This window comes from Gammaproteobacteria bacterium, from assembly GCA_016712635.1.
Lineage (GTDB): Bacteria > Pseudomonadota > Gammaproteobacteria > SZUA-140 > SZUA-140 > JADJWH01.
This window is the reverse complement of the sequence record JADJQS010000002.1, coordinates 629,462-655,922: the sequence shown is the minus strand read 5'-3', so window position 1 is coordinate 655,922 and position 26,461 is coordinate 629,462. Positions and strand designations below refer to the sequence as shown.

24 protein-coding genes and 1 pseudogene are annotated in these 26,461 nt (G+C 67.6%); 11 read left to right on the top strand and 14 right to left on the bottom strand.

Annotated features, from left to right (window positions below; genetic code table 11):
• Nucleotides 1-204 precede the first annotated feature (204 nt).
• The 7 genes from ppk1 to IPK65_06365 all read left to right on the top strand — a co-directional run bounded on the left by ppk1 (nucleotide 205) and on the right by IPK65_06365 (nucleotide 7,253).
• Nucleotides 205-2,313: a polyphosphate kinase 1 gene (ppk1, locus tag IPK65_06395; GenBank protein MBK8162774.1), complete on the top strand. Its 2,109-nt coding sequence runs from the start codon at nucleotides 205-207 to the stop codon at nucleotides 2,311-2,313.
• A 442-nt stretch (nucleotides 2,314-2,755) separates the two neighbouring features.
• Nucleotides 2,756-3,082, top strand: coding sequence for a hypothetical protein (locus tag IPK65_06390; protein MBK8162773.1), 327 nt, complete (start codon nucleotides 2,756-2,758; stop codon nucleotides 3,080-3,082).
• Nucleotides 3,083-3,084: 2 nt separating this feature from the next.
• Nucleotides 3,085-3,945, top strand: coding sequence for an HDOD domain-containing protein (locus IPK65_06385; protein ID MBK8162772.1), 861 nt, complete (start codon nucleotides 3,085-3,087; stop codon nucleotides 3,943-3,945).
• A gap of 5 nt (nucleotides 3,946-3,950) precedes the next feature.
• A complete protein-coding gene (locus IPK65_06380) occupies nucleotides 3,951-6,029 on the top strand; it encodes a response regulator (protein ID MBK8162771.1) in 2,079 nt (692 codons plus the stop codon).
• 51 nt (nucleotides 6,030-6,080) lie between these two features.
• Nucleotides 6,081-6,446 (top strand): response regulator, encoded by a 366-nt coding sequence (locus IPK65_06375; protein ID MBK8162770.1) that lies wholly within the window; start codon nucleotides 6,081-6,083, stop codon nucleotides 6,444-6,446.
• 53 nt (nucleotides 6,447-6,499) lie between these two features.
• Nucleotides 6,500-6,802 (top strand): antibiotic biosynthesis monooxygenase, encoded by a 303-nt coding sequence (locus IPK65_06370; protein MBK8162769.1) that lies wholly within the window; start codon nucleotides 6,500-6,502, stop codon nucleotides 6,800-6,802.
• Nucleotides 6,803-6,866: 64 nt separating this feature from the next.
• The gene (locus tag IPK65_06365; protein MBK8162768.1) at nucleotides 6,867-7,253 is read left to right on the top strand and encodes a hypothetical protein; all 387 of its coding nucleotides are present in this window, start codon (nucleotides 6,867-6,869) and stop codon (nucleotides 7,251-7,253) included.
• A gap of 236 nt (nucleotides 7,254-7,489) precedes the next feature.
• Here IPK65_06365 and IPK65_06360 read toward each other — a convergent pair whose 3' ends face one another.
• The 3 genes from IPK65_06360 to IPK65_06350 all read right to left on the bottom strand — a co-directional run bounded on the left by IPK65_06360 (nucleotide 7,490) and on the right by IPK65_06350 (nucleotide 10,159).
• Nucleotides 7,490-8,338: an HDOD domain-containing protein gene (locus tag IPK65_06360; protein MBK8162767.1), complete on the bottom strand. Its 849-nt coding sequence runs from the start codon at nucleotides 8,336-8,338 to the stop codon at nucleotides 7,490-7,492.
• A gap of 156 nt (nucleotides 8,339-8,494) precedes the next feature.
• Nucleotides 8,495-9,427, bottom strand: coding sequence for an SdiA-regulated domain-containing protein (locus IPK65_06355; protein MBK8162766.1), 933 nt, complete (start codon nucleotides 9,425-9,427; stop codon nucleotides 8,495-8,497).
• A gap of 66 nt (nucleotides 9,428-9,493) precedes the next feature.
• Entirely contained in the window at nucleotides 9,494-10,159 is a 666-nt protein-coding gene (locus IPK65_06350) for a lamin tail domain-containing protein (GenBank protein ID MBK8162765.1), read from the bottom strand.
• 542 nt (nucleotides 10,160-10,701) lie between these two features.
• Between IPK65_06350 and IPK65_06345 the strand changes: the two genes are divergently transcribed.
• Nucleotides 10,702-12,396, top strand: a complete 1,695-nt coding sequence (locus IPK65_06345) for an LTA synthase family protein (GenBank protein ID MBK8162764.1) — start codon at nucleotides 10,702-10,704, stop codon at nucleotides 12,394-12,396.
• Between the two features lie 21 nt (nucleotides 12,397-12,417).
• Here the strand turns inward: IPK65_06345 and arsJ are convergent, their stop codons facing one another.
• From arsJ to IPK65_06305, 8 genes are all read right to left on the bottom strand, one after another.
• Nucleotides 12,418-13,647, bottom strand: a complete 1,230-nt coding sequence (arsJ, locus tag IPK65_06340; GenBank protein MBK8162763.1) for an organoarsenical effux MFS transporter ArsJ — start codon at nucleotides 13,645-13,647, stop codon at nucleotides 12,418-12,420.
• 23 nt (nucleotides 13,648-13,670) lie between these two features.
• Complete coding sequence (locus IPK65_06335; protein MBK8162762.1) at nucleotides 13,671-14,672, bottom strand: ArsJ-associated glyceraldehyde-3-phosphate dehydrogenase; 1,002 nt, start codon at nucleotides 14,670-14,672, stop codon at nucleotides 13,671-13,673.
• 31 nt (nucleotides 14,673-14,703) lie between these two features.
• Nucleotides 14,704-15,816 carry an ACR3 family arsenite efflux transporter gene (gene arsB / locus IPK65_06330; protein MBK8162761.1) on the bottom strand — a complete coding sequence of 371 codons (1,113 nt, stop codon included), beginning with the start codon at nucleotides 15,814-15,816 and terminating at the stop codon, nucleotides 14,704-14,706.
• A 17-nt stretch (nucleotides 15,817-15,833) separates the two neighbouring features.
• Nucleotides 15,834-16,346: an arsenate reductase ArsC gene (locus tag IPK65_06325; GenBank protein ID MBK8162760.1), complete on the bottom strand. Its 513-nt coding sequence runs from the start codon at nucleotides 16,344-16,346 to the stop codon at nucleotides 15,834-15,836.
• Nucleotides 16,347-16,414: 68 nt separating this feature from the next.
• Complete coding sequence (locus tag IPK65_06320) at nucleotides 16,415-16,768, bottom strand: metalloregulator ArsR/SmtB family transcription factor (protein ID MBK8162759.1); 354 nt, start codon at nucleotides 16,766-16,768, stop codon at nucleotides 16,415-16,417.
• Between the two features lie 117 nt (nucleotides 16,769-16,885).
• Nucleotides 16,886-17,359 carry a GDP-mannose mannosyl hydrolase gene (locus tag IPK65_06315; protein MBK8162758.1) on the bottom strand — a complete coding sequence of 158 codons (474 nt, stop codon included), beginning with the start codon at nucleotides 17,357-17,359 and terminating at the stop codon, nucleotides 16,886-16,888.
• A gap of 52 nt (nucleotides 17,360-17,411) precedes the next feature.
• Nucleotides 17,412-18,026 carry an OmpA family protein gene (locus IPK65_06310; protein MBK8162757.1) on the bottom strand — a complete coding sequence of 205 codons (615 nt, stop codon included), beginning with the start codon at nucleotides 18,024-18,026 and terminating at the stop codon, nucleotides 17,412-17,414.
• Nucleotides 17,938-18,657 carry a porin family protein gene (locus tag IPK65_06305; protein ID MBK8162756.1) on the bottom strand — a complete coding sequence of 240 codons (720 nt, stop codon included), beginning with the start codon at nucleotides 18,655-18,657 and terminating at the stop codon, nucleotides 17,938-17,940. The genes IPK65_06310 and IPK65_06305 overlap by 89 nt, the downstream gene beginning before the upstream one ends.
• 251 nt (nucleotides 18,658-18,908) lie before the next feature.
• Between IPK65_06305 and IPK65_06300 the strand changes: the two are divergent.
• Both IPK65_06300 and IPK65_06295 read left to right on the top strand, forming a co-directional pair.
• A pseudogene (locus IPK65_06300) lies at nucleotides 18,909-20,720 on the top strand (ABC transporter ATP-binding protein).
• Nucleotides 20,721-20,869: 149 nt separating this feature from the next.
• On the top strand, nucleotides 20,870-21,790 hold the full coding sequence (locus IPK65_06295; GenBank protein ID MBK8162755.1) for an RluA family pseudouridine synthase: 921 nt from the start codon (nucleotides 20,870-20,872) through the stop codon (nucleotides 21,788-21,790).
• A 145-nt stretch (nucleotides 21,791-21,935) separates the two neighbouring features.
• Here IPK65_06295 and IPK65_06290 read toward each other — a convergent pair whose 3' ends face one another.
• Nucleotides 21,936-22,874, bottom strand: a complete 939-nt coding sequence (locus tag IPK65_06290) for a homocysteine S-methyltransferase family protein (protein ID MBK8162754.1) — start codon at nucleotides 22,872-22,874, stop codon at nucleotides 21,936-21,938.
• Nucleotides 22,875-23,033: 159 nt separating this feature from the next.
• Here IPK65_06290 and IPK65_06285 point away from each other — a divergent pair, with 159 nt between their 5' ends.
• Entirely contained in the window at nucleotides 23,034-24,068 is a 1,035-nt protein-coding gene (locus IPK65_06285; GenBank protein ID MBK8162753.1) for a helix-turn-helix domain-containing protein, read from the top strand.
• A gap of 138 nt (nucleotides 24,069-24,206) precedes the next feature.
• On the opposite strand, the gene ppx is transcribed toward IPK65_06285, so the two are convergent.
• On the bottom strand, nucleotides 24,207-25,730 hold the full coding sequence (gene ppx / locus IPK65_06280) for an exopolyphosphatase (GenBank protein MBK8162752.1): 1,524 nt from the start codon (nucleotides 25,728-25,730) through the stop codon (nucleotides 24,207-24,209).
• Nucleotides 25,731-25,836: 106 nt separating this feature from the next.
• On the bottom strand, nucleotides 25,837-26,373 hold the full coding sequence (locus tag IPK65_06275) for a phosphatase PAP2 family protein (protein MBK8162751.1): 537 nt from the start codon (nucleotides 26,371-26,373) through the stop codon (nucleotides 25,837-25,839).
• Between the last annotated feature and the right edge of the window lie 88 nt (nucleotides 26,374-26,461).

The following is a 26,461-nucleotide window of genomic DNA, read 5'->3' as shown; positions in this document are numbered from 1 at the left end:
CGGGTACTGCCAATGACGAGCTCAAATGTTGCCGTTGTTGCCGTTGTTGCCGGTCTTCCGGTCAAGAGGCTGATCGTCAGTCCGATATATGAAGCACCAGACGGGAAATCCCTCCGGAACGGCGATGCGATCGGCCATGGTATACTTTGAAAATCAATGCCTGTAGCGCGCGTGACTGTCATGGGCCTGTAACAATTCAGCCATATGCTCGATAAATCATCAAAATCCCCCAGGCCGGCTGACGTGGACCTGAAGCAGCCCGACCTCTACATCAACCGCGAACTCAGCCACCTCGAATTCAACTGGCGCGTGCTGCTCCAGTCGGAGGACGAGAGCATCCCGCTGCTGGAGCGCCTGCGTTTCCTCTGCATCGCCTCGATCATCCTCGACGAGTTCTTCGAGATCCGCGTGGCCGGATTCAAGCAGAAGGTCGGCGTGGGTTCCTCGCAGGGCGGGCCGGACAACCTGGCGCCGGCCGATGTGCTGAAGACGATCCATGCGCGCGCGAAGATGCTGGTCAAGCGCCAGTACCAGATCCTCAACGATGTCGTGCTGCCGAAGCTCGCCGAAAACAACATCCGCACCATCCGCCGTGCCGGCTGGACGGAGAAACAGGAAGCCTGGCTGCGCAAATTCTTCCACGACGAGCTGCTGCCGATACTGAGCCCGCTCGGGCTCGATCCCGCGCACCCGTTCCCGCGCATGCTGAACAAGAGCCTCAACTTCATCGTCTCGCTGACCGGCAAGGACGCCTTCGGGCGCAACAGCGGCCTGGCCGTGGTGCAGGTGCCGCGCGCCTTGCCGCGCATCATCCGCCTGCCGCAGGAGGAGACCGGGGGCGGTCCGCACGACTTCGTGTTCCTGTCCTCCATCATCCACGCCTACGCCGATGACCTGTTCCACGGCATGAGCGTTACCGGCTGCTACCAGTTCCGCGTCACGCGCAACAGCGACCTGTTCGTGGACGACGAGGAGGTCGATGACCTGCTGCGCGCGGTGGAGGGCGAGCTGTTCTCGCGCCACTACGGCGACACCGTGCGCCTGGAGATCGCGGACAACTGCCCGGACGACCTGGTCGACTTCCTGCTCGAGCAGTTCGGGCTGACGCGCGACGACCTCTACCAGGCCGACGGTCCGGTCAATCTCCACCGCCTGATAGACATCGTCGACACGGTCGACCGGCCGGAGCTCAAGTTCCCCTCGTTCACGCCCAGCCGGCCCGCGCAGCTCGTCGCGGGGGTCGACATGTTCGAGGCCATACGCAAGGGCGACATCCTGCTGCATCACCCGTTCGAATCCTTCGCCCCGGTGATCGAGTTCGTGCGCCAGGCGGCGACCGACCCGCACGTGCTCAGCATCAAACAGACGCTGTACCGCACCGGCTCCGACTCGGCCATCGTCGACTCGCTGGTCATCGCGGCGCGCAGCGGCAAGGAGGTCACGGTGGTGATCGAGCTGCGCGCGCGCTTCGACGAGGAGGCCAACGTGAAGCTGGCCAACCGCCTGCAGGAGGCGGGCGCGCATGTCGTGTACGGCATCGTCGGCTACAAGACGCACGCCAAGATACTGCTGGTGGTGCGGCGCGAGGGCCGCCAGCTCAACAACTATGTGCACCTGAGCACCGGCAACTACCATTCACGCACTGCGCGCCTGTACACCGATTACGGCCTGTTTACCTGTGACAAGGCGACGGGCGAGGACGCGCACAGCGTGTTCCAGCAGCTCACCAGCCTCGGCAAGGTGAGCAAGCTCAACCGCCTGCTGCAGTCGCCCTTCACGCTGCACAAGAGCCTGCTGCAGAAGATCCAGCGCGAGGCGGACAACGCCGCGGCGGGCAAGCCCGCGCGTATCATCATCAAGGTCAATGCGCTGATCGAGCCGCAGCTGATCCAGGCGCTCTACGCCGCCTCGATGGCCGGCGTCGAGATCGACCTGATCGTGCGCGGCATCTGCAGCCTGCGCCCCGGGCTGGCCGGGATCTCGGAGCGCATCCGCGTACGCGCCCTTATCGGGCGCTTCCTCGAGCACACGCGCATCTATTATTTCGAGAACGACGGCGCGCCCGAGATCTACTGCTCCAGCGCGGACTGGATGGAACGCAACATGTTCCGCCGCGTCGAGGTCGCCTACCCGATCCAGGATGCCGCACTGCGCAAGCGGGTGTACAAGGATCTGCAGTATTACCTCAAGGACAATCTGCAGGCCTGGACCCTGAACACCGACGGCAGCTACGAGCGCATCGGCGTCAAGGGCCGCGCCCATCCGTTCTCGGCCCAGCAGACCTTGCTGGAGACGCTGGCGGAGCGGGCGTAGCCGCGCCAATCGGCGTCACGGCGGCAGTACCGAGGGGGCGGATTGAAATCCGTCCCCTTTTTTTATCCCCGCGCGAGGACGGCACTGCGCCATCCCGCATCATGATTTCCCCACTGATGCCGAGATAATACCTATGGGTAATGCCACGCGTGGCCGGGCGTGCGTCCACAGACGGATTTCGGTCCGGTAGCGCGGGGCCGCCACGGTCCGGAACGGGGATATTCTGTCAACTGATTGAAAACAAAAAACTTGTGAACGGAAATGTCCCCGTCCACGACATATATATGGAGAGAGCCGGTCATGAACCCAACGCTGGATTCCCGCTGATGGCCTCCCACCTGGGCGCGAGATCACGAGGCGGCCATGCGTCCGCGAGCGGGCGCACCTCACCGGTCCACGGATCAGGCTGCATGACGGGTCATTGAATATGCCGCACCTGGGGATGGAAAAGATCGAGCCGGGCATGGTCCTGCTGGAGGACGTCGTGCACATGAACGGGCGCATCCTGATGCGGGCCGGCAGCGAGATCACGGACAAGAACCTCAGGATCCTGAAGACCTGGGGCATCCTGACGGTCAACATCACGCAGGATGCGCAGGCCGTGGCGGGGGCGGACGACACGCCCGCCGCCGACCCGGAGCAGATCCGCGCGGTGGAGGAAGGGCTGCGGGACCTGTTCCGCCACGCCGACCTCTCCCATCCCGCGCTGGCCGAGCTCTACCGCCACCGGGTCCGGCAGGCGCTGGACGGTACGGAACGGGAGGGATAGCCGTGCTCACTCCCCAGAGCCTGGTCGCGCGCTCCAAAACAGTTTCCTCCCTGCCGTCCGTATTCCTGCGGCTGCAGAATGTGGTGAACGACGCGCGCAGCTCGAACCGCGATATCGCGAACGTGATCAGCGATGATCCCGGCCTGGCGGTCCGGCTCCTGCGCGTGGCGAACAGCGCCTTCTACGGCTTCCCGTCCAAGATAGACACCGTCACCCGCGCGGTGACGGTGATCGGCGGCAAGCAGCTGCGGGATATCGCGCTCGCGACCTCGGTCATCGACCTGTTCAAGGGCGTTCCGCAGGAGCTCGTGACCATGGAGTCCTTCTGGCGCCACAGCCTCGCCTGCGCCGTCGCGGCGCGCATCCTGGCCACCTACCGGCGTGCCAGCAACGTCGAGCACTTTTTCGTGGCCGGACTGCTGCACGACATCGGACGGCTCATCATGTACACGGAGATACCGGACCAATGCCGGCAGCTGTTCGCGCAGCGCGAGGCGGAGAACTGCCTGCTCTACCCGCTCGAGAAGAAGCTGCTCGGCTTCAATCACGCGGATGTCAGCGGCGCGCTGCTGGAGGCATGGAAGCTGCCGCCGGCGCTGTCCGAGCCGGTGGCGCGCCATCATCGCCCCGCCGATGCGGCGAGCACCCCCGAGGCCGGCGTGTCCGCCGCGCTGATCCACCTCGCCGACATCATCGCCCATGCCATGGAGATGGGCAGCAGCGGTGAACGCTATGTCCCGCCGCTCAGCGCGGAGGCCTGGCAGCGCCTGTCGCTGCCGGAAAGTATCCTGCCCGCCGTGCTCAAGCAGCTCGAATACCAGTACGGCGATGCGCTCGCCCTGATCGACCAGGCCGCGGACTGATTGCCATGGTGGACGGCATCGAACCCTGTATCGCGGAGGTGGAGTCGCAGCGCGAGTGGTATGAGAACGCGCTGGAGGCGGGCCTCACGCTGGCGGAGGAGCGCGCGCGCCCGGAGGCCGGCGTCGATCCGGACGCGATCCTGCGCGACGTGCTGCGCCGCCTGCAGAAACTGTACGGTTTCACCAGCCTCGGCTTCGCCCGCGTCGACGAGACAGACCAGAGCTTCGTCCTGCACAACTGCCTCCCCGAGGACAGCACGCCCTATATCCAGCAGGAGATGGATCACCAGATCGAGGCCGGCACCTTCGGCTGGGCGCTGACGCAGACCCATGCGCTGCTCGGCCGTTCGCATGACCGGCGCTTCACGACGGTCACGCACGTCATGTCGACACGGTCCCGCATCCGCGGCATGTTCATCGGATTTCTCGACAGTCCGCTCGGCGACGTCAAGGATTCGACCATGCATGTGCTCTCGATGATCCTGCTCAACGCGGCCAACACCATCGAGAGCCAAGTCCTGTACCACCTGCTGCGCGAACAGAACCGCAATCTGGAACAGATCGTCGACCAGCGCACCGCGGACCTGAAGAAGGCGCGCCTGGAGGCGGAGACCGCGAACCAGGCCAAGAGCCAGTTCATCGCGAACATCAGCCATGAGATCCGCACCCCGCTGACCTCGATCATCGGCTTCGCCGAGCTGGGCGGCCGCGCGGGCGCCGGCCTGGATGCGGGCGAGTACCGTGACGCGCTGACGACCATCCACACCGCGGGTCGGCACCTGCTGGAGATCATCAACAACATACTCGACCTGTCAAAGCTGGAGTCGGACCGCCATGAACTGGAAACGCTCCCCGTCTCTCCGCTGGAGATCGCGGCGCGGGTGAACGCCGTGATGCTGCTGGAGGCGCGCAAGAAGGGGCTCGATTTCGCGCTGCACTGCGAGTTCCCGGTGCCCGCCCGGATCTCCACCGACCCGACCCGGCTGACCCAGATCCTGCTCAACCTGTGCGGCAACGCCATCAAATTCACCGCGCACGGTTTCGTCAGGGTCATGATCGGTTACGCGGCGGAGCGGCGCGAGATCCGCTTCACGGTGGAGGATTCCGGCATCGGCCTCTCCGAGGATCAGAGCAGAACGTTGTTCCGGCCCTTCACCCAGGCCGACGCATCGACCACGAGGAAATACGGCGGGACCGGTCTGGGACTGTATATCTCCAAGCAGCTGGCGGAGAAGCTCGGCGGATCGATCGCCGTGGACAGCGCACCCGGGCGCGGCAGCCGCTTCGCCGTGACACTCCCGACGGGCATGGCGCAAGACGACGAACTGGTTTATGCGTGGCCGCGCGAGCGCGGGGCGGAAGCCGCGCCGGAGGCCGCCACGGAGGCGCCGATGCTGCGCGGGCGCGTCCTGGTCGCGGAGGACGACACAAACATCCAGCGCCTGATCGCACTCTACCTGCGCGGCACGGATGTCGATCTCACAATGGTGGAGAACGGCAGGCAGGCGGTGGAACAGGCCCTGGCCGGCGAGTATGATCTGCTGGTGACGGACTTGCAGATGCCCGAGATGGGCGGCCTCGAGGCCGCAGAGTGGCTGCGCAAGGCGGGGTTCAGGAAGCCGATCATCGTCCTGTCGGCCAATGCCGGGAGCGGTCTGGCGGAACGATGCCGGGCCGCGGGTTGCACCGACTATCTGCCGAAGCCGTTCGAGGGGCGGCAGTTGCTCGGCCTGCTCGGCAGGTATCTTGACGGCGCGGCGGATGCGGATGAGGGCGCCCGGCTCGAACACGACCCCGATTACCTGAAGGCGCGCGCCGTGTTCATGACGATGCTGGCGGGTGCTCCGGAGGCCATGGCGGCCTGGGCCGCGCGCGGAGACTGGGATGAGATGCGCCGGCTCGCCCATCGCATCAAGGGCTCGGCGGGCGCCTTCGGCCATGCGGAGGCCGGCATCGCGGCGGGCAGGATCGAGGCGCAGATTGCGGAGGCGCGCTTTGACTCCATCGCTGCGGCTGTGCAAGGATTCAATGACGAGGTCTCCCGGGCGCTCTGGTCCGGCGATACCGCCAGGGCCGCGGGTTGAGGCGGTTACGGGATACGCGGCGCGACCGCGCCGGCCACACAGGATGACTGCATGGATACTATCCAGATACTTGTAATCGATGACGATCCGTCGGCGCGCGATCTGCTCGCCTCCACCCTGCGCACCATCGGTTACCCGCGCGTGCATACGGTGGCGGACCAGGCGGCGGCGGAGCTTATGCTGAAGAAGGCCAGGATCGACGTGGTGTTTGTGGACATCGAATTGTCCGGCGAGAACGGCTTCGAGGTGATGCAGGCCCTGAAGCAGGAGGCCCCGAAGATCGAGATCGTCATGGTCAGCGCGCACAGTACGGTGGATAATGTGAAGCAGGCGATCAAGCTGGGCGCCAAAGGCTTTGTCGTCAAGCCCTATTCGCTCGGCAAGGTGAAGGACGTGATGGCGCAGTTTGCGGGGTGATGCCGCTGAGGTCGATGGCGCCGCACTGCCGCGGAATGAAAATCGGAGGGGGCATGTTTGTCGCGATGAACCGGTTCCGGATCGCGCCCGGGCGCGAAGAGGACTTTATCGCCGTGTGGAAGAACCGCGAGAGCCATCTCGAAGGGGTGCCCGGATTCCGCGAGTTTCACCTGCTCCGGGGGGCCGGGGACGGGCAGGGCACACTGTTCGCGTCGCATTCGTTGTGGGATTCCCGCGCCGCGTTCGAGGCGTGGACGCGCTCGGAGGCGTTCCGCCGCGCGCATGCCGGCGCCGGCGCATCCAGGGACCTCTATCTGGGGCCGCCGCAGTTCGAAGGCTTCGACGCGGTGATCTGACGGGCGGGTAGCGGGACCGATGCCGCGGCTCAGGCCGTCCAGTTCTTCCGGAGTCCGAAACTCCATGCACGTCTCCGGCCTGCGCCAGCTGGCCTGCGTCGCTGCGCTCTGTCTTCCTCTCGTCGCATCCGCTGCCACGTATATCGCGCCCTCGGGCTACTTTCAGATTGTCGGTTACAAGCTGCAGCGCGGCGGCGCGCACGGGCTTTCGGTGGCCGGCTGGGTGCAGGCCCTGGCGGACTGCCGCGGCGCGGAGCTGCTGTTCGACGTGCTGGACGCCGCCGGCGCACCGGTCGGTACGATCCGCGTCACGCACGGCGCCTTCTTCCGCCATGACCGCTGGGATCTGGGTCCCGGCGAATTCATCCCGCTGGGTACCGACGTTGTGCGGGCAGTCGCCGCTGCGGATCGTGTCGAGGTGCGCACGGCGGAGTGTGCAGAAAATCGGTGAGGCGTGAGGGGTTAGGGGTTAGGAGAAAAAAATAAAAATCTGAATCTACAAAGTCGTTGACAGGAAAGATGAAGCCGTCATGCTCTTGTCGCCTCACGCCTCACGCCTCACGCCTCACGCCTCACGCCTCACGCCTCACGCCTCACGCCTCACGCCTCACGCCTCACGCCTCACGCCTCACGCCTCACGCCTCACGCCTCACGCCTCACGCCTCACGCCTCACGCCTCACGTTTAGTCACATAAACATTCCCCGCACATCCCCGAACTGCGCCTGCGCGGCGCGCACGGCCCGTTCGATGATGTCCTTTTCGAGCCCGGCCGTGCCCCAGGCGGCGGGCTCGGTGAGCAGGGCGTCGTCCTCCTGCACGCTGTCGACCTCGGCCAGCTGCGCGATGCTGTTGGCGATGTGGACGAGCGCCGCCTCGAGGGGAAACTGCCGCGCCAGCGCGGGAGCATGGTGGAACTCCGTGCATTCGACCAGCAGCGACGGGAAATTCCACCGGCGCAGCAGCGCCGCGCCCACCTGCGCGTGGTCGAAGCCGAGGATGCGCTGCTCGGCGTGATGGAGGGCGAAGTCCTCGTCGCCCTCGATGGACAGCAGCAGCGCCTGCTTCGATTCCCGCGGCAGCTTGCGGAAGATCACCAGCTGTCCGACGTCGTGCAACATGCCGGCGATGAACAGCGTCTCGGTGTTGCGCAGGCCGCGCCGTTCGGCCAGGAAGCGCGCCGCCAGTCCGCAGTACAGGCTGTGACGCCAGAAGTCTTCCATGCTGACCAGTTCGTTCGGGATGCCCTCGAAGGCGTGCATGGCGGCGCCGGCGAGCACGATGTCGCGGATCTGCCGGGTGCCGAGCACCGTGACCGCGCGCGATACCGTGTCGATCTGCGCGGAATGGCCGAAGGCGGCGCTGTTGGCGATCTGCAGCAGTTGCGCCGTGAGCGCGGGGTCACGGCTGATCACCGCGCCGAGCTGTGCGGCGGTGGTGGAGGGGTCGTTGACCATCTCGTTGACGCGCAGGCCGACGGCCGGGAAGGATACGAGGCCGGTGATGTCCTGGATCAGATCCGTAACCGGTTCGCTCACGGAAGCTCCATGTTTCGGCGCGGCCAGCCGCGGGAGTCCGTTCCAATCTAACCATTGCCCGTACGGGCGTCAACACGGGACGGCCGGGCGCTGCGGCCGGCGTGCGGCGGGGAGGGGCCGCCGCCCCGTGCAGGGCGGCGGCTGTTCGGGAGGGGATCAGGCCTTGCGGCGGCGCATCACGCCGGCGAGGCCGGCGAGCGCGCTGCCCAGCAGGACCAGGGCGGGCGGCAGTGGCACCGGGGCGGGTGAGAGCTCGAACAGCAGCGGGTCGTCGCCATTCTCCGCGACGACATAGATATTGCCGTTCGCGTCGATGGTGACGCCTTCCGCCGAGTCCGCCAGCGCGCTGAAATCGTACTGGCTGAGGACATTGCCGGAGCGGTCGACCTCGAGCAGGCGTGCCGATTCCTGGCTGAAGACGAGCAGGTTGTCCTCGTCCGCCGTACCCGTCAGCGATGGTACGGTGGCCAGCACCTGCACATCCGACAGGTCGATCACGCCCAGGTTCGGCGTGAACAGGCCCGTCACCGCGGCCGTGCCGGTGCCGAAGTCGATCACGTTCCTGTTGACCTCCTGGGGATTGATCTCCTTGACTGTAATGAACGAGCCGTCGCGCGGATCATAGGAGATCCCCTCGATGCCGGTGTTCCCCACCGTGGCGCCGAGATCCGCCATCGCGAGTGTCGAGCTGTCTGCGCTGCCGCCGGCGGAGTAGCTGAGCAGGTAGGCGTTGCGCAGGCGTTCCTCGGTCAGCACGAACTGCCCGCCGCCGATGTAGGTCAGGCCTTCGGTGTCGGCGAAGCCGGTCAGCGTCATCATGCCGATCTGGGCGCCCGTTCGGTTCACCTCGACGAGGGCGTCACCCTCGTCACCGAGCACGAACAGCGTATCGGTCGTCCAGTTGTAGGTGACCGCCGAGGCCTCGGCGGCGGCGATGCCCGGCAGGGTGTAGGTGCCGGTGAGCGTGTAGTTCGCCAGGTCGAGCGCCGTAATGGCGGCGGAGGCACCGGACGGGGCGAGCAGCGCCAGTCCGGCCTGCGCGGCCAGGATGGCCGCGGCGAAGGTTGATGTCTTGAAGGGTTTTTTCATTCCATGTGTCTCCGATGAGTAATTGGCCGCGCGCATGCCGTGATCCTGCGGCGTCGGGTTGCGTGATCAGGCCTTGCGCCGCCCGATGCCAATCAGGCCGGCGAGCGCGGAACCCAGCAGCCAGACTGCGGCCGGAACCGGAACGGGATTCAGGGAACCGATGGTGCCGGGATTGCCGAGGTCGGCATTCGCAGACAGGTAGGAGCCGTACTGGTCGCCGGCAGTCGACAGTGCCCAGAGCGCGGGATCATTCGCGCCGAGCGCGGCGAGGCTGAGCGGGCTGCCGCTGGCGCCCTGGGTGCGGATCGTCCCCGCGAAGGTCTGGTCGCCATAGGTCAGGCGATCGACCAGCGCATCATTTACGTCGAAGAGATTGATCTCGTCGTTGCGTCCGAGGTTGTTGGTGTATCCGCCGAGCACCTTGATCGAAGACGCCAGGCTCCAGTCGGCGCTGAACTGCGCGGCGGAGCTCTCGGTGATGATGACGGACTCGCCCGCGGCGACCACGCCGAAACCGGACAGGTCGAACACTCCGGCGAGCCGTGAGTCGTCATCGTAACTCCAGCCGGTGAAGTCGATCGCCGCGCCGCTGACGTTGGTGAATTCGATGAACTCGCCGCCGCTGCCGGCATACATCCATTCGGTGATGGCAACGGTGGCGGCCAGGCTCGGCCCGGCGGCGAACAGGCTGCCGGCGACAACGATAGATTTGATCAGTGATTGATTGGACATGGGTGCTCCTTGTTTTATCTGCAACATTGATATGTGAAGCGACGCCCGCGCGTGCGCGGCGCCGAGCGATCCGAAGGATCGATTGCAGAATCGCATGGAACTGTTTCGGTAACGTTACCGAAGCGGACATGGAACCCGGGAGATGATGCATCATGCGCGCGAGCCGGCAGTGTTCATGATCGTAAACAAACGACGCACAGACTGATTGCGGCGCGCAGTCGCTTGCAGCGCGAAATGTAAACGCGCTGTGCGCCCGGTTCGCAGTGACGGCACGAAGAAGCGTGATGCGCCGCTGCGTGTCCGGACACCGGGAGCCGGGACTCGACAGTGTCCGTTCCCGCACCGTCCGTCCATGGCGCGGGATGCGGCGCGCACCTTCCGGCGGGAGGCGCCATGCCGCGCGATATCCCCCGCCGCCCGGCCTGCGGGCGGCGGAGGCGGCCCAGCCGGGGTCGCAGGTCGGTCCTAGCGGAAGAATGTTGCAGTTTGATGACAATGGCGCGACAATTCGGCTCCCTTGTCCTGCATCCGTCCCTGCCGCCATGAGTTTGCCCCCGCCGGATCACTGGCGTAAGCCCCTCCTCCATGTCGCCCTGCTGCTCGCGGCCCTGGCGCTCTATGCGAGGCTGGTGGAGGTCTACGGCGGATTCAGCGCCAAGCTCCTGTACCTGCAGTGGCCCGAGCTCGCGTGCGTGCTGTACCTGTACGGCCTCGCCTATGTCGCGCTAAAGCCGTCGAGCCTGCGCCCGGTGCTGGCGGCCGTCCCGATCTTCGCGGTCTACCTGGTGCACGACGTGTTCTACCTGGTGTACGGCAAGGTGTTTCGCCTGATCAACCTGTCCGAGCTGCCTGAGCTGCTGCAGATCCTGCCGCTTCCGTACGCGATCCTCCTGACGCTCGCCTTCGTCGTGCCGTTTCTGGTCCTGTTCGCGCGGATCGACTACGGCCGGCCCTGGCGCCTGGTCGCGGGCGTGATGCCGCTGTGCGTGGTCGCGCTGGCCATCCGCGCCGCGCCGGACGCCTTCGCCACCGGCTTCGAGTCCTTCGCCCATGAGATCGTGACCTATTCCGATGGCAAGAGTGTGGAGAGCAACGGTCGCGTGGCCATGCTGCTCTATCGCGAGGCGCAGCGCGCCGGTACGCTCGAGCAGATAGAGCCGTACCGCGATCGTGCCGCCTTCGATGCACGCTTCAGGGGAGAGGTCGAACGGATCCGGCTCCAGCTGCGGCCGCGCAACGTCCACTTCGTCGTGCTGGAGAGCTTCCTCGACCCGCGCCTGTTCAGCGGGTTGAAGTTCTCGCGCAATCCGGTTCATCCGGACTTCGAGCAGCTGTTCGGCGATGCGCTCGGCCTGTCTCTCTCGCCGGTCTTCGGCGGCGGTACTGCGCAGGCGGAATTCGAGGTGCTGTGCGGGGTGCCGGCCCTCGAGCGCCTCTCCAGCGTCGAGTTCAACGCCTTTACCGGCGCCCCGGCGCACTGCCTGCCCGGACTGCTGACGGAGCTCGGCTACCGCAGCGTCGCGAGCAACAGCTACAAGCCCAATTTCTTCAACGCCCAGCCGGCGTACCAGGGCATCGGATTCACCGAGCAGCAGTATCCCGCGGAGTTCTACTCCGCCGCGCCCACCTACCTGCACGCCGGCGACCCCGGCGTCGAGGACTACCAGTTCGACGGCGACCTGTTCGCCCAGAACCTGGGTTTCGTCGCGGAGCATCTGCGCCGGCATCCGGGGCAGCCCCTGTTCAACTACCTGCTGACCATCTACGGTCATACGCCGCACAACATCGACAGCGCCAGGCGCCCGCCGGTCGTCCGGATCGAGTCCGGTTTCAGGGACGAGCACCTGGAGCGCGTGGTCAACCAGTTCTACTATCGCACGGAGGCCATCGCCCACTACGTGCGCCGGCTCATCGCGCTCGATCCCGACAGCCTGGTCGTGCTGGTGTCGGACCATGTGCCGCCGTTGCAGTTCGGCCCCAATACCTACAGCGCGCTGCGCTACCTGGACAACCGCGAGCGCAGTCAGTACTACAACCGCATCGCGATCGTCGACGGGGGAAAGCCGGTCAGGCCCGCTGCGATGCATCACTACGACCTGCCGGACCTGGTGCTCGACAGGCTCACCGGCGGGACCCGCTGCGCGGCGGGGGGCTGCGATTTCCTCGCCGCCGGCGCGGCGCCGCGCGCGGACCGTCTCGAGCGCTATCTGGTCCTGATGGCGCACGCCTCCGAGTAGCGCGCCGAAATCCCCTCCGTCTCAGCCCTCGTCCGCGCTGCGCGCCGTCGGGAGCGGCGCGTCCGCGCGGACCGGCGGCAGCCTGAAGGAAAGCAGGGCTGCGGCGAGCACGAAGGCGCTGGACCACCACAGGCAGCCCTCCAGCCCGTGCGCCTGGTAGGCCCAGCCGGACAGCACCGTGCCGGCGAGGCGCCCGCCCGCGTTGGCCATGTAGTAGAAGCCGACGTTCAGCGCCACCCGGTCGTGCTCGGAGTAGGCGAGGATCAGGTAGGAGTGCAGCGCCGAGTTGATGGCGAACACGATGCCGAACAGGATCAGCCCGCCGATCAGCACCGGTGCCGGTTCCCACCCCTGGCCCAGCGCCAGCGCGATGCCGGCCGGCAATGCCGCGAGCACGCCGGCCCAGCCGCGCGCGGCGGCGCCGCCCGGGGGGCCGCCGCGGCCGATGATGCGCGGCGCGGCGGCCTGCACGAAGCCGTAGCCGATCACCCACAGCGCGAGGAACGCGCCCACCTGCATGAACGACCAGCCGAGCACCGCGTAGAGATACACCGGCAGGCCGACTACGAACCACACGTCGCGTGCGCCGAACAGGAAGAAGCGCGCCGCCGCCAGCCGGTTGATCGCGGGTTTGTTGGAAAACACCTGGGAGAATTTCGGTTTCGTCTTCATCCTGCCCACGCCGGCCGGCAGCAGCAGTGCGGTGACGATCAGTATGCACAGCAGCGACCCGGCGAGCACGGCGAGCGCGCCGCGGAAGCCGAGCCCCTGCAGCAGCGCCGCGCCGGCGAAAAAGCCGGCGCCCTTCAGCGCGTTCTTCGATCCGGTGAGCGCGGCGACCCAGGTGAACAGGCGCGATTCACCGCCGCTGCCGGCGAGCGCCTTCACGCTCGCCTTGGCGGACATCTTGTTGAGGTCCTTGGCGATGCCGGAGAGCGCCTGCGCCGCCATCACGTAGGGCACCGACAGCCAGGCGTCCGGGACGGTGAGCAGCATGAGCGCGACGACCTGCAGGCCCATGCCGATGTGCATGGTGAGGTTGAGCCCGATGCGCGCGCCCAGCCAGCCGCCGACCAGGTTGGTGACGATGCCGAAGAATTCGTAAAACAGGAACAGCAGCGCCACCTCGAGCGGCGAATAGCCGAGCAGGTGGAAGTACAGCACTACCAGCATGCGGATGGCGCCGTCGGTGACGGTGAAGGCCCAGTAGCCGCCGGTGACGACGAGGTAGTTGCGCTGACCGGGATCCATGTCAGGGCCGAGCCGCGGGCGGATCAGAGGCGCGCCGCCAGCATGCGCGCGATGTCCATCATCCGGTTCACGTAGCCCCACTCGTTGTCGTACCAGGCCAGCACCTTCACCTGGGTGCCGTCGACGACCATCGTGGACGGCGCGTCGACGATGGAGGAGCGCGTGTCGTTGAGGAAGTCGGCCGAGACGAGCGGCCGTTCCTCGTAGCCGAGGATGCCGCGGAGCTCGCCCGCCGCCGCTTCCCGGAAATATCCGTTGACCTCCGCCGCCGAGACCGGCCGCCGCGCCTCGAACACGAAATCGGTGAGCGAGGCGTTGAGCAGCGGCACGCGCACGGCGAGTCCGTTGAGCTTGCCGGCGAGTTCGGGAAATATTTTCGTGATCGCCCGGGCCGAGCCGGTGGTGGTGGGGATCAGCGACTGGCCGCAGGCGCGCGCGCGGCGCAGGTCCTTGTGGCCCTTGTCGACGATGGTCTGCGTGTTGGTGATGTTGTGAATGGTGGTCATGGCGCCGTGCACGATGCCGATGCGCTCGTGCATGACCTTGACCACCGGCGCCAGGCAGTTGGTGGTGCAGGAGGCGGCCGTGACGAGGTGGTGTGTCGCCGGGTCATACAGGCGGTCGTTGACGCCGTAGACGATGTCGAGCGCGCCCTCGGTCGGCGCGGCGACGAGGACCTTCTTCACGCCCTGATCGAAATAACTGCGCAGTGTCTCCGGTTTCTTGTGGTGCTTCCCGGTCGCCTCGATGACGATGTCGCAGCCCGACCAGTCGGCCTCGGCGATGGACGCGCTGCGGCTGCAGGCGATGCGACGTCCGCCGACGATCAGGGCGTCGCCGTCGGAGGTGCACTCCTCGGACCAGGTGCCGTGCACCGAATCGAACTTGAGCAGATGCGCGGAACCCGCGGCGTCGGTCGCGGTCTCGTTGATGCGCGCGAATGCCAGGCCCGCGCTGTTCCAGCCGGCGCGCAGGCCGAGCCGCCCCATGCGCCCGAATCCGTTGATGCCTATCTGAACCGTCATCTCGCTTTTCCTCTGTTCCTGCAGTTCGCCGTCAGGCGCCGGGAGGGATGCCGCCCGGCGGATGGGTCCTTGCGGCGCCGCGCTCGTACCAGTCCCGCGTGGAATTGACAATCCTCACCACCGACAGCATCACGGGGACCTCAACCAGCACACCCACCACGGTGGCCAGGGCTGCACCGGAATCGAAACCGAACAGCACGATGGCGGTCGCCACCGCCAGCTCGAAGAAATTGCTCGCCCCGATCAGCGCGGACGGCGCCGCCACGCTGTGGGCCACGCCGAACCGCCGGTTCAGCAGGTAGGCGAGGCCGGAGTTGAAATAGACCTGGATCAGGATCGGCACGGCCAGCAGGGCGATCACCAGCGGCTGGCGCAGGATCTGTTCGCCCTGGAATCCGAACAGGAGCACGAGCGTCGCGAGCAGGGCGGCGAGCGAGAGCGGGTGCAAGGCGTCGAGCAGTGTCTTCAGCGCCGCCTCGCCGCCGCGGCGCAGGATCCGGCGCCGCCACCACTGGGCGAACAGCACCGGCAGTACGATGTAGAGCGTGACCGAGAGGAGGAGCGTGTTCCACGGCACCGTGATCGCCGAGAGGCCGAGCAGCACGCCGACGATCGGCGCGAAGGCGAAGATCATGATGGTGTCGTTCAGTGCGACCTGGGAGAGCGTGAAGTTGGCGTCGCCGCCGGAGAGGCGGCTCCAGACGAACACCATCGCCGTGCACGGCGCCGCGGCCAGCAGGATCAGTCCCGCGACATACGCATCCAGTTGATCTGCAGGCAGGTACGGCGCGAATATGCCGCGGATGAAAACCCAGGCGAGGAGCGCCATCGAGAAGGGCTTGACCGCCCAGTTGATGAAGAGCGTGACGCCGATGCCCCGCCAGTGCTCCTTCACCCGGTGCAGGGCCCCGAAGTCGACCTTCAGCAGCATCGGGATGACCATCAGCCAGATGAGCAGGGCCACCGGCAGGTTTACCTGCGCCGCTTCCATCTGGCCGATGACGCGGAACGGCGCGGGGAACCAGTGTCCCAGCGAGATGCCCGCCGCGATGCACAAGCCCACCCACACGGTGAGATAGCGTTCGAACAGGCCCATCGTGCCGGCCGCGGCGCGTCTGGCCGCGACTTCGCATTGCGCGCTCATCGCCGTGGGGCCGCCGGCTAATCCTGGTCGGAGAGCCGGATGCGGCCGATCTCGTCCAGCTTTTCCTGCAGGCGCAGCCGGTCCAGCGATTTGAAGGGCAGGTTGACGAAGATGGAGATGCGATTCTGGAGCTCGCGAAAGGCGGTTACAAAGGCGGCATTTTTCGTGAGCTCGTCCCCCTCGGCGGCGACCGGATCCTCGACGCCCCAGTGCGCCGTCATGGGCTGGCCCGGCCACACCGGGCAGACCTCCGCCGCCGCGCGGTCGCAGACGGTAAAGACGAAATCCATGCGCGGGGCGCCGGGCGCGGAGAATTCGCTCCAGTCCTTGCTGCGCAACCCGTCGGTCAGGTAGTTGTTGCGCTCCAGTTCATGGATGGCCCGCGGATGAATCCTGCCCTTCGGGTGACTGCCCGCGCTGTAACCGCGGAAGGTTCCTCTTCCCAGGCGGTTGATCAGGCATTCGGCGAAGATGCTGCGCGCCGAATTTCCCGTGCACAGAAACAGTACGTTGAACGATTCGTCGGTCATGGCCGCAGCCCCGCGTGGTTGGAGTGGATGAGCAGAAGATCGCCGGCCATGTCGGGCGCTCCGTCGTATCAGGCGCAGCGCGGCGCGCCCGGACGGTTCGGCATGGCCGACAGCGCCGCCTGGTCGTCCGCGAACGGGGTGTCCTGCGCCTTGGCGTGCGCGGTCTCGCGCAGGATGTTGAGTGCCCAGGCCGGCAGGTCGGGATGGAGACGGTAGTGGATCCACAGGCCCTGGCGCCGGTCGCTGACGACACCCCAGGCGCGCAGCTGGGCGAGATGCCGCGAGATCATCGGCTGCGACACATCGAGCGCATGGCACAGCTCGCATACGCACAGTTCACCCTGGGCGTGCAGCAGCAGCAATGCGCGCAGGCGCAGCGGGTGGGCGAGGGCGGTGAAGATTTCATGGGCGTCGAGGGGCATGCCGCGTAATATATGAGAATCCATATATAACGTCAACCATATATACGATTGCATATGACGCCGCCCCGTGACGGCGTCCAGCAGGAATTGCGGGTGTGAGGCGCGGGTATGGGCTGATCAGCGGCCGCAATAGTTGCGGACGTAGGGATGCACGTCGGTCCGGCTGAGCACGTCGGATTCCGCCATCCATTCATAGCGGCTGTGCTGGTCGAGGGGGAGGTCGAAGTCGGCGGCGGCGCCGTCGACGGCGTAGGCGAGCACGATATAGTGGGTGCCGAAGCCGGATTCACCGGCGAAGTTGTCGTCGTACAGGTGCTCGTACACGCCGATGAAGCGCGCATCGGCCAGGGTCAGCGCGCGGCCGAGTTCCATGCAGCTGATGCGGCGGAAGGCCTGCTCGATGTGTTCGTCCTTGCCGATGCGGCCGCCCGGCACGAACCAGTAACCCTGCGCCGGACGATTTTCGCGCAGGCCGAGCAGCATCCGCCGTGCCTGATCGCGCACCACGAGGTCGATCGACACCAGCGGCGTAGAGCGTACGACCCGGGCGAATTCCTCCCGGGTCAGCGGTGTCGGCGTCGTATCGCTCATGTCCCCTGGCAAGGGCGCCCCCGGCCGCGCGTGCAGCCGGGGGTATGCCTGTTTACTGGGCGATCTTCAGTTCCACCCGGCGGTTCGCGGCGCGGCCGGCGGCCGTCGCGTTGTCCGCCACCGGGCGGTCGGGTCCGTAGCCCTGGGCGGTGAGGCTGCCGGCCGCCACACCCTGGCCGACCAGGTAGTTCATCACCGACTCGGCGCGCTGCTGCGAGAGCTTCACATTGAATGCGCGTGAACCGCTGCTGTCGGTGTGGCCCGCCACCTCGGCCCTGATCTCCGGGTGCTTGCGCAGCGTCGCCGCCGCCTCGTCGAGAATGGCGGTCGATTCCGGCAGCAGGCGTGCCGAGCCGGTCTCGAAGTTCACGCCCGGCAGTTCGATGACCGCCTTGATCTCGCAGCCGTGGATGTCGACCTTCACGCCCGCCGCGGAGTCGGGGCAGCGGTCGGCGCTGTCGGTGACGCCGTCGCCGTCGCTGTCCTTCTCGCAGCCCTGGGCATCGACCGCGATCCCAGCGGCGGTGCCCGGGCAGCGGTCCGCGCCGTCGGTCACGCCATCACCGTCGCTGTCGGGCTCACAGCCGCGCGCATCGACCCTGGCGCCGGCCGGGGAATCCGGGCAGGCATCGCTGGCGTCGAGGACGCCGTCGTTGTCGCTGTCCATGGGTGCGGCTTCTGCAGCCACGGCGGGTGCAGAGGCCGCGATCGGCGCCGCGGCAGGCGCCGGGGTGCCGGAGCCGCCCAGCGGGATATTCAGGCCGAGGGTGATGATCCAGTCGCCGAACGAATGTCGTCGGCGAGGCACTGCTGTCGTCACCGTCATAGCGGTAACGGGCCTCGCCGCGCAGGGCCACCGCATCGCCGAGGACATTCGACAGGAAGCCGATGCCCGCGTTTAACATCGGATTGGTGCCCTTCTCCCCGGCGAACCGGGTATTCATTACGCCGGCGCCGACGAGGGCGTAGGGCGCGAAGCCGGGATTCCGGTCGAAGAAGTACAGGCCGTCGAGGGCAAGACCGCGCTGCTTGAACTCGTCGGCGCCGTCCTCGCTGTCCAGGGTGTCGAGCTCGAGCACGCCCTCCAGGTTCCAGGCCTCGTCCAACTGCCTGCCGAGCCCGATCTGGAATCCGGCGTCATCATCCGCGTCACGGTCGCCGTCGGCAATGATGTAGTTCAGCGCCGGGGCGAGGTACCACCCGGCATCCGTATCCGCCTGCACGGCGGGGGCCGCCAGCAGTGCGACGGTTGCGAGCGTGAGTATCGACGGGTGACGGATGTTGCCGGTCGCTTTCATTGTGTTCTCCATGGATCCGGGTGGGTGTCTGGGTGCGGCATTCGTCCCGTCGGCGCGGCGCGGACGGCAGGGGCGGGTTCGGATGATATCCCGCCACGGGGGAGATTACAACGCGCCGGCGGCGCGTCCGGGTCAGGACGGAAATTCGGACGGACGCTGAAGTACCGGCAGGAATCCGGCGCGGTGCGGCCTCCGGCCGGTGCTATACTCGCGGCACCGGGTATGGCGGCCGCTCGCGGACCGCCGACGTCATCCCACCGTCCGAGGATCCCGCGATTCAGACATTTCAGCGCGCGCCCGGCACGCCCGCATTGCCGGCCAGTCCGTTCCGCTTCATCTGGTATTTCGTGGCGCAATACCGCTGGTGGTACTTCGGCATGCTGGCGTTCGAGACCGCGAACGCCACCTGCGGCATCCTGATCCCGTACGCGCTCGCGCGCATCATCAAGAGCGTGATGGCGGCGCAGGAGACCTCCATGGCGGTGGTCTCCCACCTGCAGGGACCGCTGCTGCTGTTCGTCGCCCTGTGCGTCGGCGAGCTGATATTCGGGCGCCTGGGCGGCGCGATCCAGATCCGCCTCGGGCCGCGCCAGCGCCAGGCGGTGACGCGCGCGATCTATCACTACCTGCAGCATCATTCCTACCGCTACTTCAGCAGCAACTTCGCGGGCGCGCTCGCGCACCGCATCTCGGAGACCTCGCTGGGCGTGACGCAGACGCTGTGGGCCCTGATCACCGAGTTCTGGCCCATCGTCATCGTGATCGCCATCGCCGTGGTGCTGCTGTTCCAGGCGCACGCGCAGCTGGGCTGGTTCGCGCTCGCGTGGGCGGTGTTCTTCATCGGCATCTCCTACCTGCTGGCGCGGCGCTGCCGGCCGTACGCGCAGGCGGCCGCGGCCGCGCGCAGCGAGACCACCGGCACGGTGGTGGACTCGGTGACCAACCTCACCAGCGCGCGCCTGTTCGCGCGCCTCGGTTTCGAGCGCGAGAACCTGGAACGTGATCTGACGCGCGAGATGCAGGCGATCCTGGTCTCGCACCGCTATTCCGAGCGCATCCGCTGGTTCCAGTTTTCGGCGGCGGCGGTGCTGAAGATCGGGCTGCTGTACTACGCGCTGCGCCTGTGGGGGCAGGGCCGGATCGGCGTCGGCGACTTCGTGCTGGCGGTCAGCCTGTCGCTGATGGTCATCAACGAGGCGCGTAACCTGGCCCGGCGCTTCCTGGAATTTTTCGAGTACATCGGCAACGTCTCCAACGGCGTGCACACCATCGTGCGCGCGCACGAGCTGGTGGACGCCCCCGACGCGCAGGCGCTCCCCGTCCGGCGCGGCGAGATCGAGTTCCGCGCGGTCGAGTTCGGTTACACGCCGCCGCGCAAGGTGTTCGACCGGCTCAGCGTGCGCATCCCGGCCGGCCAGCGCGTCGGACTGGTCGGCCTGTCGGGCTCGGGCAAGTCGAGCTTCGTGAGCCTGATCCTGCGCCTGTACGACCCGCAGGGCGGCGCCATCCTGATCGACGGGGTCGACATCCGCGCCATGACCCAGGAATCGCTGCACGCGCAGCTGAGCCTGATCCCGCAGGACCCGGGGCTGTTCCACCGCACGCTGCGCGAGAACATCCGCTATGGCCGGCTGGAGGCGAGCGACGCGGAGGTGGTCGAGGCCGCGCGCCTGGCGCATGCGCACGAATTCATCGCGCAGATACGGGAGGGCTATGAATCGCTCGTCGGCGAGCGCGGCGTGAAGCTGTCCGGCGGGCAGCGCCAGCGCATCGCGATCGCGCGCGTGATCCTCAAGAACGCGCCCATCCTGATCCTCGACGAGGCCACCTCGGCGCTGGATTCGATCACCGAGCACGCGATCCAGGAGACGCTGGACACGGTCATGCGCGGCAAGACCGTCATCGTCGTCGCGCACCGCCTCTCCACCATCGCGCACCTGGACCGCATCCTGGTGTTCGAGGACGGCCGCATCGTCGAGGACGGGTCGCACGCGGAGCTGCTGGCGCGCGGCGGCGCGTATCATCGCCTGTGGAGCCGGCAGGCGGGCGGTTTCCTGCCCGAGGCCCTCGCCGGCGAGACGGGCGCCCGGACGGGGGGATTGACCGCGTTGTCGGCGCCGGCGGACGCCCCGCCGGTCGCCGGGAAGAAGCACGGCGAACCGGACGATGCTGCCGGTGAATCGGTCCCGCCGCCGGCATGAGGGTGACCGCGATGGATGCCGCGAACGCGCGCCTCAACCGGGGCTATGATTATCGCGAGACGCTCGGTCCGGCGGCGGACGGGTTGCGTCTGCTGGACTATCTCAGCCTGCGCTACCGGCATGCGACCGCCGCCGAATGGGCGGCGCGCATCGCCGCCGGCCGGGTGCTCCTCGATGCGCAGCCCGCGCAGGCCGACAGCCTGCTGCGGCGCGGCGGCGAACTCGTCTGGCGGCGCGAGCCGTGGGTCGAGCCCGAGGCGCCGCGCACGTTTACCGTTTTGTACGAGGACGAGGATCTGCTCGCGGTGGACAAACCGGCGGGCCTGCCGACGCTGCCCGGCGCGGACTTCCTCGAGGCGACGCTGCTCTACCGGCTGCGCGCCTGTACGCCCGACGCCGCGCCACTGCATCGCCTGGGGCGCTGGACCTCGGGCCTGGTGCTGTGCGCGCGCACTCATCAGGCGCGCGCGGCGCTGACCGGGCAGTGGTCGACGCGCGCGGTCGTGAAGCGCTACCGCGCGCTCGCCGGCGGGGATCCGGCCCGCGACGGGTTCACCGTCGAGACGCCGATCGGCCCGGTGCCGCATGCCGTGCTCGGCACGGTGCACGCCGCCGCGCCGCAGGGCAGGCCCTCACGGTCTGATGTGACGGTGCTCGAGCGCCGCGCGGATGCCTTCCTGTGCGACGTGCATATCGCCACGGGTCGCCCGCACCAGATCCGCATCCACCTTGCCGCCGCCGGGCATCCGCTGCTGGGCGATCCGCTGTATGCCGCGGGCGGGCTGCCGGCGCCGGGTTCGCGCGCCCTGCCCGGTGATCCGGGCTATCACCTCCATTCCGCCGAACTGCGCTTCCGCCATCCGCGCGACGGGCGCCCGATGGTCATCGCGTGCGCGCCGCCGCCGCTGCTGCGGCGCGCGGGAGAGGCGTGACAAATCAAGATTGGGGACAGATTTGAAATCTGTCCCCATGCGCTTGTAAGGAATGGGGCGGATAAATCCGTCAAGTAGGTGTGTGGGAAGATTTGAATTCATTCGATAAGGAATAGGGACAGATTAAAAATCTGTCCCTATTCTCTTAGATCAGCTCCCGGCACATCGCGTCGATATGACGGTGGTCGGTGCCGCAGCAGCCGCCCGCAACGGCCAGGCCGGGCAGCAGCGCGCGCAACGCGCGGTACTGTCCGCCCAGCTCGTCCGGATCGCCGGCGTCGAGTTCCGTGCTGGCGTCCAGCTCCGCGTGGCTGCGCCTCGATGCATTCGCGCGCAGGCCGCGAATGCGCCCGCGCCAGGCGCCGCCGTCGCTCAGCACCGTCGTGAAATGTTCGGGGTGCGCGCAGTTGATCATGTAATAGGCGGGATATCCGCCGGTTCCGGCGTCCGTGCGCCCGATCGCGCCGGCGAGGGTGTCGCCGGAGGGCAGGCGCCCGTCGGTCTCGACCGTGAACGCGATGGCGACCGGCAGCTCGGCATCACGCGCGGCGAGGGCGATGCCGATCGCCTCTTCCGGGTAATTCATCGTGAATGCGGCGACCATGTCGGCGTCGGTGCCGGCGAAGGTGCCAACCTGCGCCGCATGATAGGTGCGCGCCGCATCGACGTCCATGCGCGCGTCGGCCCGGTAGCCGTCGCCGCGCGGGCCGAGATTGCCGCTGACAACGATCGGCGTCCGCCGCGTCTCCAGCGCGGCGCGGAGCTCGAGCAGCAGGCCGATTCCCCGCCGGTTCGCGTCCGCCAGCGCGGCCGCGTCATAGCCGAGCCGGGCGCCCCAGTCCGGGTTGGCGCGCCAGGTCGGGCTCTCCAGCACGATCCCGACGCCGCGCGCGCGCGCGATGTCGACATAGCGCGCGAAATAGCGGCGCAGGGTCTCCGTCCCGTCCTCGTCCTTCAGGAGATCGAAGGCCGCGAAGGCGGGCAGATCGATGCCGTCGTGATAGATCAGGGTCGTCTCGAGGCCGCCGTCGGTCAGAAACAGGCGTCCGTCGAGCTGCGGCAGTCGGTGGCGGTACTTGCTCATGGCGATGCTCCTCCAGGTTGTGGCGGCGGCGGGCCGTTCCATCGTCGAGGGCCGGATGGCCTGCCGCCGCGTTTTCCGGCTATAGTGACGGGTGTAAAGGTACGTCCGTTTAGCCAGGCCGGCTAAAGCCATTTGTGCAAGGAATCTGACAAATCGGCCATGAACGACCCGCGCCCATCCACCGCCGTCGCCGTGCTCGCCTTCCCCGAGACCAGCGCGTCGGTACTCTATGGCATGTACGACCTGTTCATGGCCGCCGGACGCGACTGGCCGCTCATCGTGGACGGCCGGGCCGGACCGCAGCTGATGCGGGCGCTCGTCGTTTCGGCCCGCGCCGGTGCCTTCGAGGTGGGCAACGGCGTGCGCATCGCGCCGCACGCCACGCTGGAGGATTGCCCGCGGGTCGACGTCGTGTGCGTGCCGGAGGTGAACCTCCCGCCGGGCGAGGTCCTCGCCGGGCGTTTCGAGGCGGAGATCGCCTGGCTGCGTCGGCGGCACGCCGACGGCGCCGTGCTCGCCGCCGCGTGCTCGGGGGCGATGCTGCTCGCGGAGGCGGGCCTGCTCGCCGGCTGCGAGGCGACCACGCACTGGGCCTGGTGCGACGTGCTGCAGCGGCGTTTCCCCGACGTGCGGGTGCGCGCGCACCGCGCCCTGGTGGTCTCGGGCGAGGGGCAGCGCCTGGTCATGGCGGGCGGCGGCACGTCGTGGCTGGATCTGTCGCTGTACCTGATCGCGCGCTGCGCGGGCGTCGACGCCGCGATGCAGGTCGCCCGCGTCAACCTCATCGACTGGCACGCCGTCGGCCAGCAGCCGTTCGCCCGCCTCGCGTCCACGCGCCAGGCGGATGACGCGGTGATCGCCCGCTGCCAGCACTGGATCGCCGGGCATTACCAGGAGCGCGCGCCGGTCACCGCGATGGTCCGCCTGAGCGGGCTGGCCGAGCGTTCGTTCAAGCGCCGCTTTCAGCAGGCGACCGGCATGTCGCCGCTCGAGTATGTGCACACGCTGCGCCTCGAGGAGGCGAAACAGATGCTCGAATCCGGCAGCCTGCCGGTGGAGGCCGTCGCGCAGGAGGTCGGCTATGAGGACGCCGGGTTTTTCAGCCGCCTGTTCCGGCGCAAGGTGCGGCTGACTCCGGCGCAGTACCGCAGGCGCTTCGGCGCGCTGCGCAGGTCGCTGGAAACCGGCGTGTGATCCGGCGCGCCGCGACCGGGAGATGGACTGCCATGACGCCGGGAAACGCTGGCGCAAGCCGTACCTGATCCGGTGCGCCGGCGGCGGAGCCTCCTGCGGCGGGCGCATCGCGCCCGTGCATGGCGGTACGCGCCGGTGCTAGCCGAAGTCCAGCGCGATGTCGATCTGCGCGAGGTACTGCGCCTCGCGTTCCAGGTCGGTGCGGGTCAGCGGATGGGCGTCGAGCCACCCGGCGGGCAGGCGCAGGGACAGGCGCCGCTTGTCGCCCGTCAGCCGGAATTCGGGCAGGGGTACCGCGCTGCGGCTGCGGTGCAGGACCGCGGCGAGGCGCAGCAGCAGTGCGAGACGTTCGGCCTGCTTGCCCCAGATGCTCTTGAGGTCCTTGAACGCGCGCGCCGGGAACTTGCGCCGGTGGGCGAGCACCAGCGAGGCGAGCAGCTGCTGCTCCTGGAAGGAGAAGCCGGCGAGATCGGCATGCGCGATCACGTAGGCGCCGTGCTTCTGGTAATGGCTGTGGGCGATGTCGAGCCCGAGCTCGTGCAGGCGCGCCGCCCAGCCGAGCCAGTTCGAGTTCATCTCTTCGTCCAGCTTCCACTCCGGCGCGACCTGGCGCAGGCACTTCAGGGCGGTGGACTCCACGCGCGCCGCCTGCTCGCGGTCGACGTGGTAGCGCGCCGCGAGCGCGTCCACGCTGGCCTCGCGCGCGTCGCCGGTATGGTGGCGTCCGATCAGGTCGTAGATCAGCCCCTCGCGCAGCGCACCGTCGGATACGAGCATCCTGTCGATGCCGAGGCCGTCGATCACCGCGAGCAGGATGATGACGCCGCCGGGCAGGATCGCGGCGCGCTCGCGGCTCAGGCCTTCGAGCCGGAGCAGGTCGATATCCCCGGCCTTGAGCATGGCGTCGGTCAGCTTGCGCAGGCCGGCCAGCGTGATGCCGTCCCTGCCCCAGCCGTTGGCGGCGAGGATCCGGTTGATGGCGAGGGCGGTGCCCGAGGCGCCGATGGCGCTGGCCCAGCCTCTCTCGCGGTAGATCTCGATCTTGGGTTCGAGTTCGACGCGCGCCTCGAGCAGCGCGCGGTCGATACCGCTGGCGGTGATCTTGCCCCCGGGGAAGAAGCGGTTGGTGTGCGTGATGCAGCCCATGTACAGACTTTCCATCAGGAGCGGGGAGAAGCCGCGGCCGATGATCATCTCGGTGCTGCCGCCGCCGATGTCGACCACCAGGCGGTTGCTGTCGCCGTCGGAGGCGAGGCTGTGGGCGACGCCGCTGTAGATCAGGCGCGCCTCCTCGATGCCGGAGACGACCTCGATCGGGTAGCCGAGTACCTGCTCGGCGCGGTCGAGGAATTCCGCCGCGTTCTTCGCGCTGCGCAGGGTGTTGGTGCCGACGACGCGCACGTTGCCGGGAGGCAGACCGGTCAGCCGTTGGGCGAAACGGCCCAGGCACTGCAGCGCGCGCTCCTGCGCCTCCGCGTTCATGTTGCGCGACTTGTCGAGCCCGTCCGCGAGGCGCACCTGTTCGCGCAGGCGGTCGATCAGCTTGAATCCGCTGGCGTGCATCTGCGCGATGATCATGTGAAAGCTGTTGGAGCCGAGGTCGACGGCGGCGATCTGCTCGGGGGCGGCGGAGGGTACGGCGTTCTGCGTCGAGGTCTTCATGGAATGCAGCTGCATTATAGTGCGGCTCGCGGGGCGAGTATAGCCGAAGTCCCGCTGCGGACGGCGGGATGCGCTGCGCTTCATGAGTCTGAATCCCGTGAAGGATTCAGATGCCGACGCTGACGGCGCCGAGCAGGAGGCCGATGACGATGCCGGCCGCGACATCGGTGGGATAGTGCAGGCCGAGGATCATGCGCGACAGCGCGACCAGCGCGGTGAACACGGCGAGGGGCGCGAGCAGGAACGGGTAGTAGGCGCATGCCACCAGCGTGAACGAGAAGGCGTGCAGCGTGTGGCCGGACGGAAAGCTGTACTGGTCGAGCGGAGCGGTGCACAGCTGGATGCCGGCGTGGCGCGTGAACGGGCGCGGGCGCACGGTCTTGGTCTTGAGCAGCTTGTAGATGGCGACACCGGCCAGGCCGGTGAGCAGCATGTGTCCTGCGGCGATCAAACCCTGTTCGGTGTCGAGCACGGCGATCAGGGCGATCAGGGTGTACCAGAAGACGCCGTTGCCGAGGCGGCTGATGACGGTGAAGAAGGTCCGCAGCAGCTGCACGCGGCTGATGCGGTTGATCTGGTAGCAGATCGCCGTATCAATCTCGAACAGGCGGTTTACGATTGCCGTTGTTCTGGTCGAAGCCATGTGGCACCTCGCGGTTTCCCAGCTGTGCCCAGTATCGGCGCGGAATGTGACGGTGGCGGGTCAGTTATATGAATTATTTTTGACAACC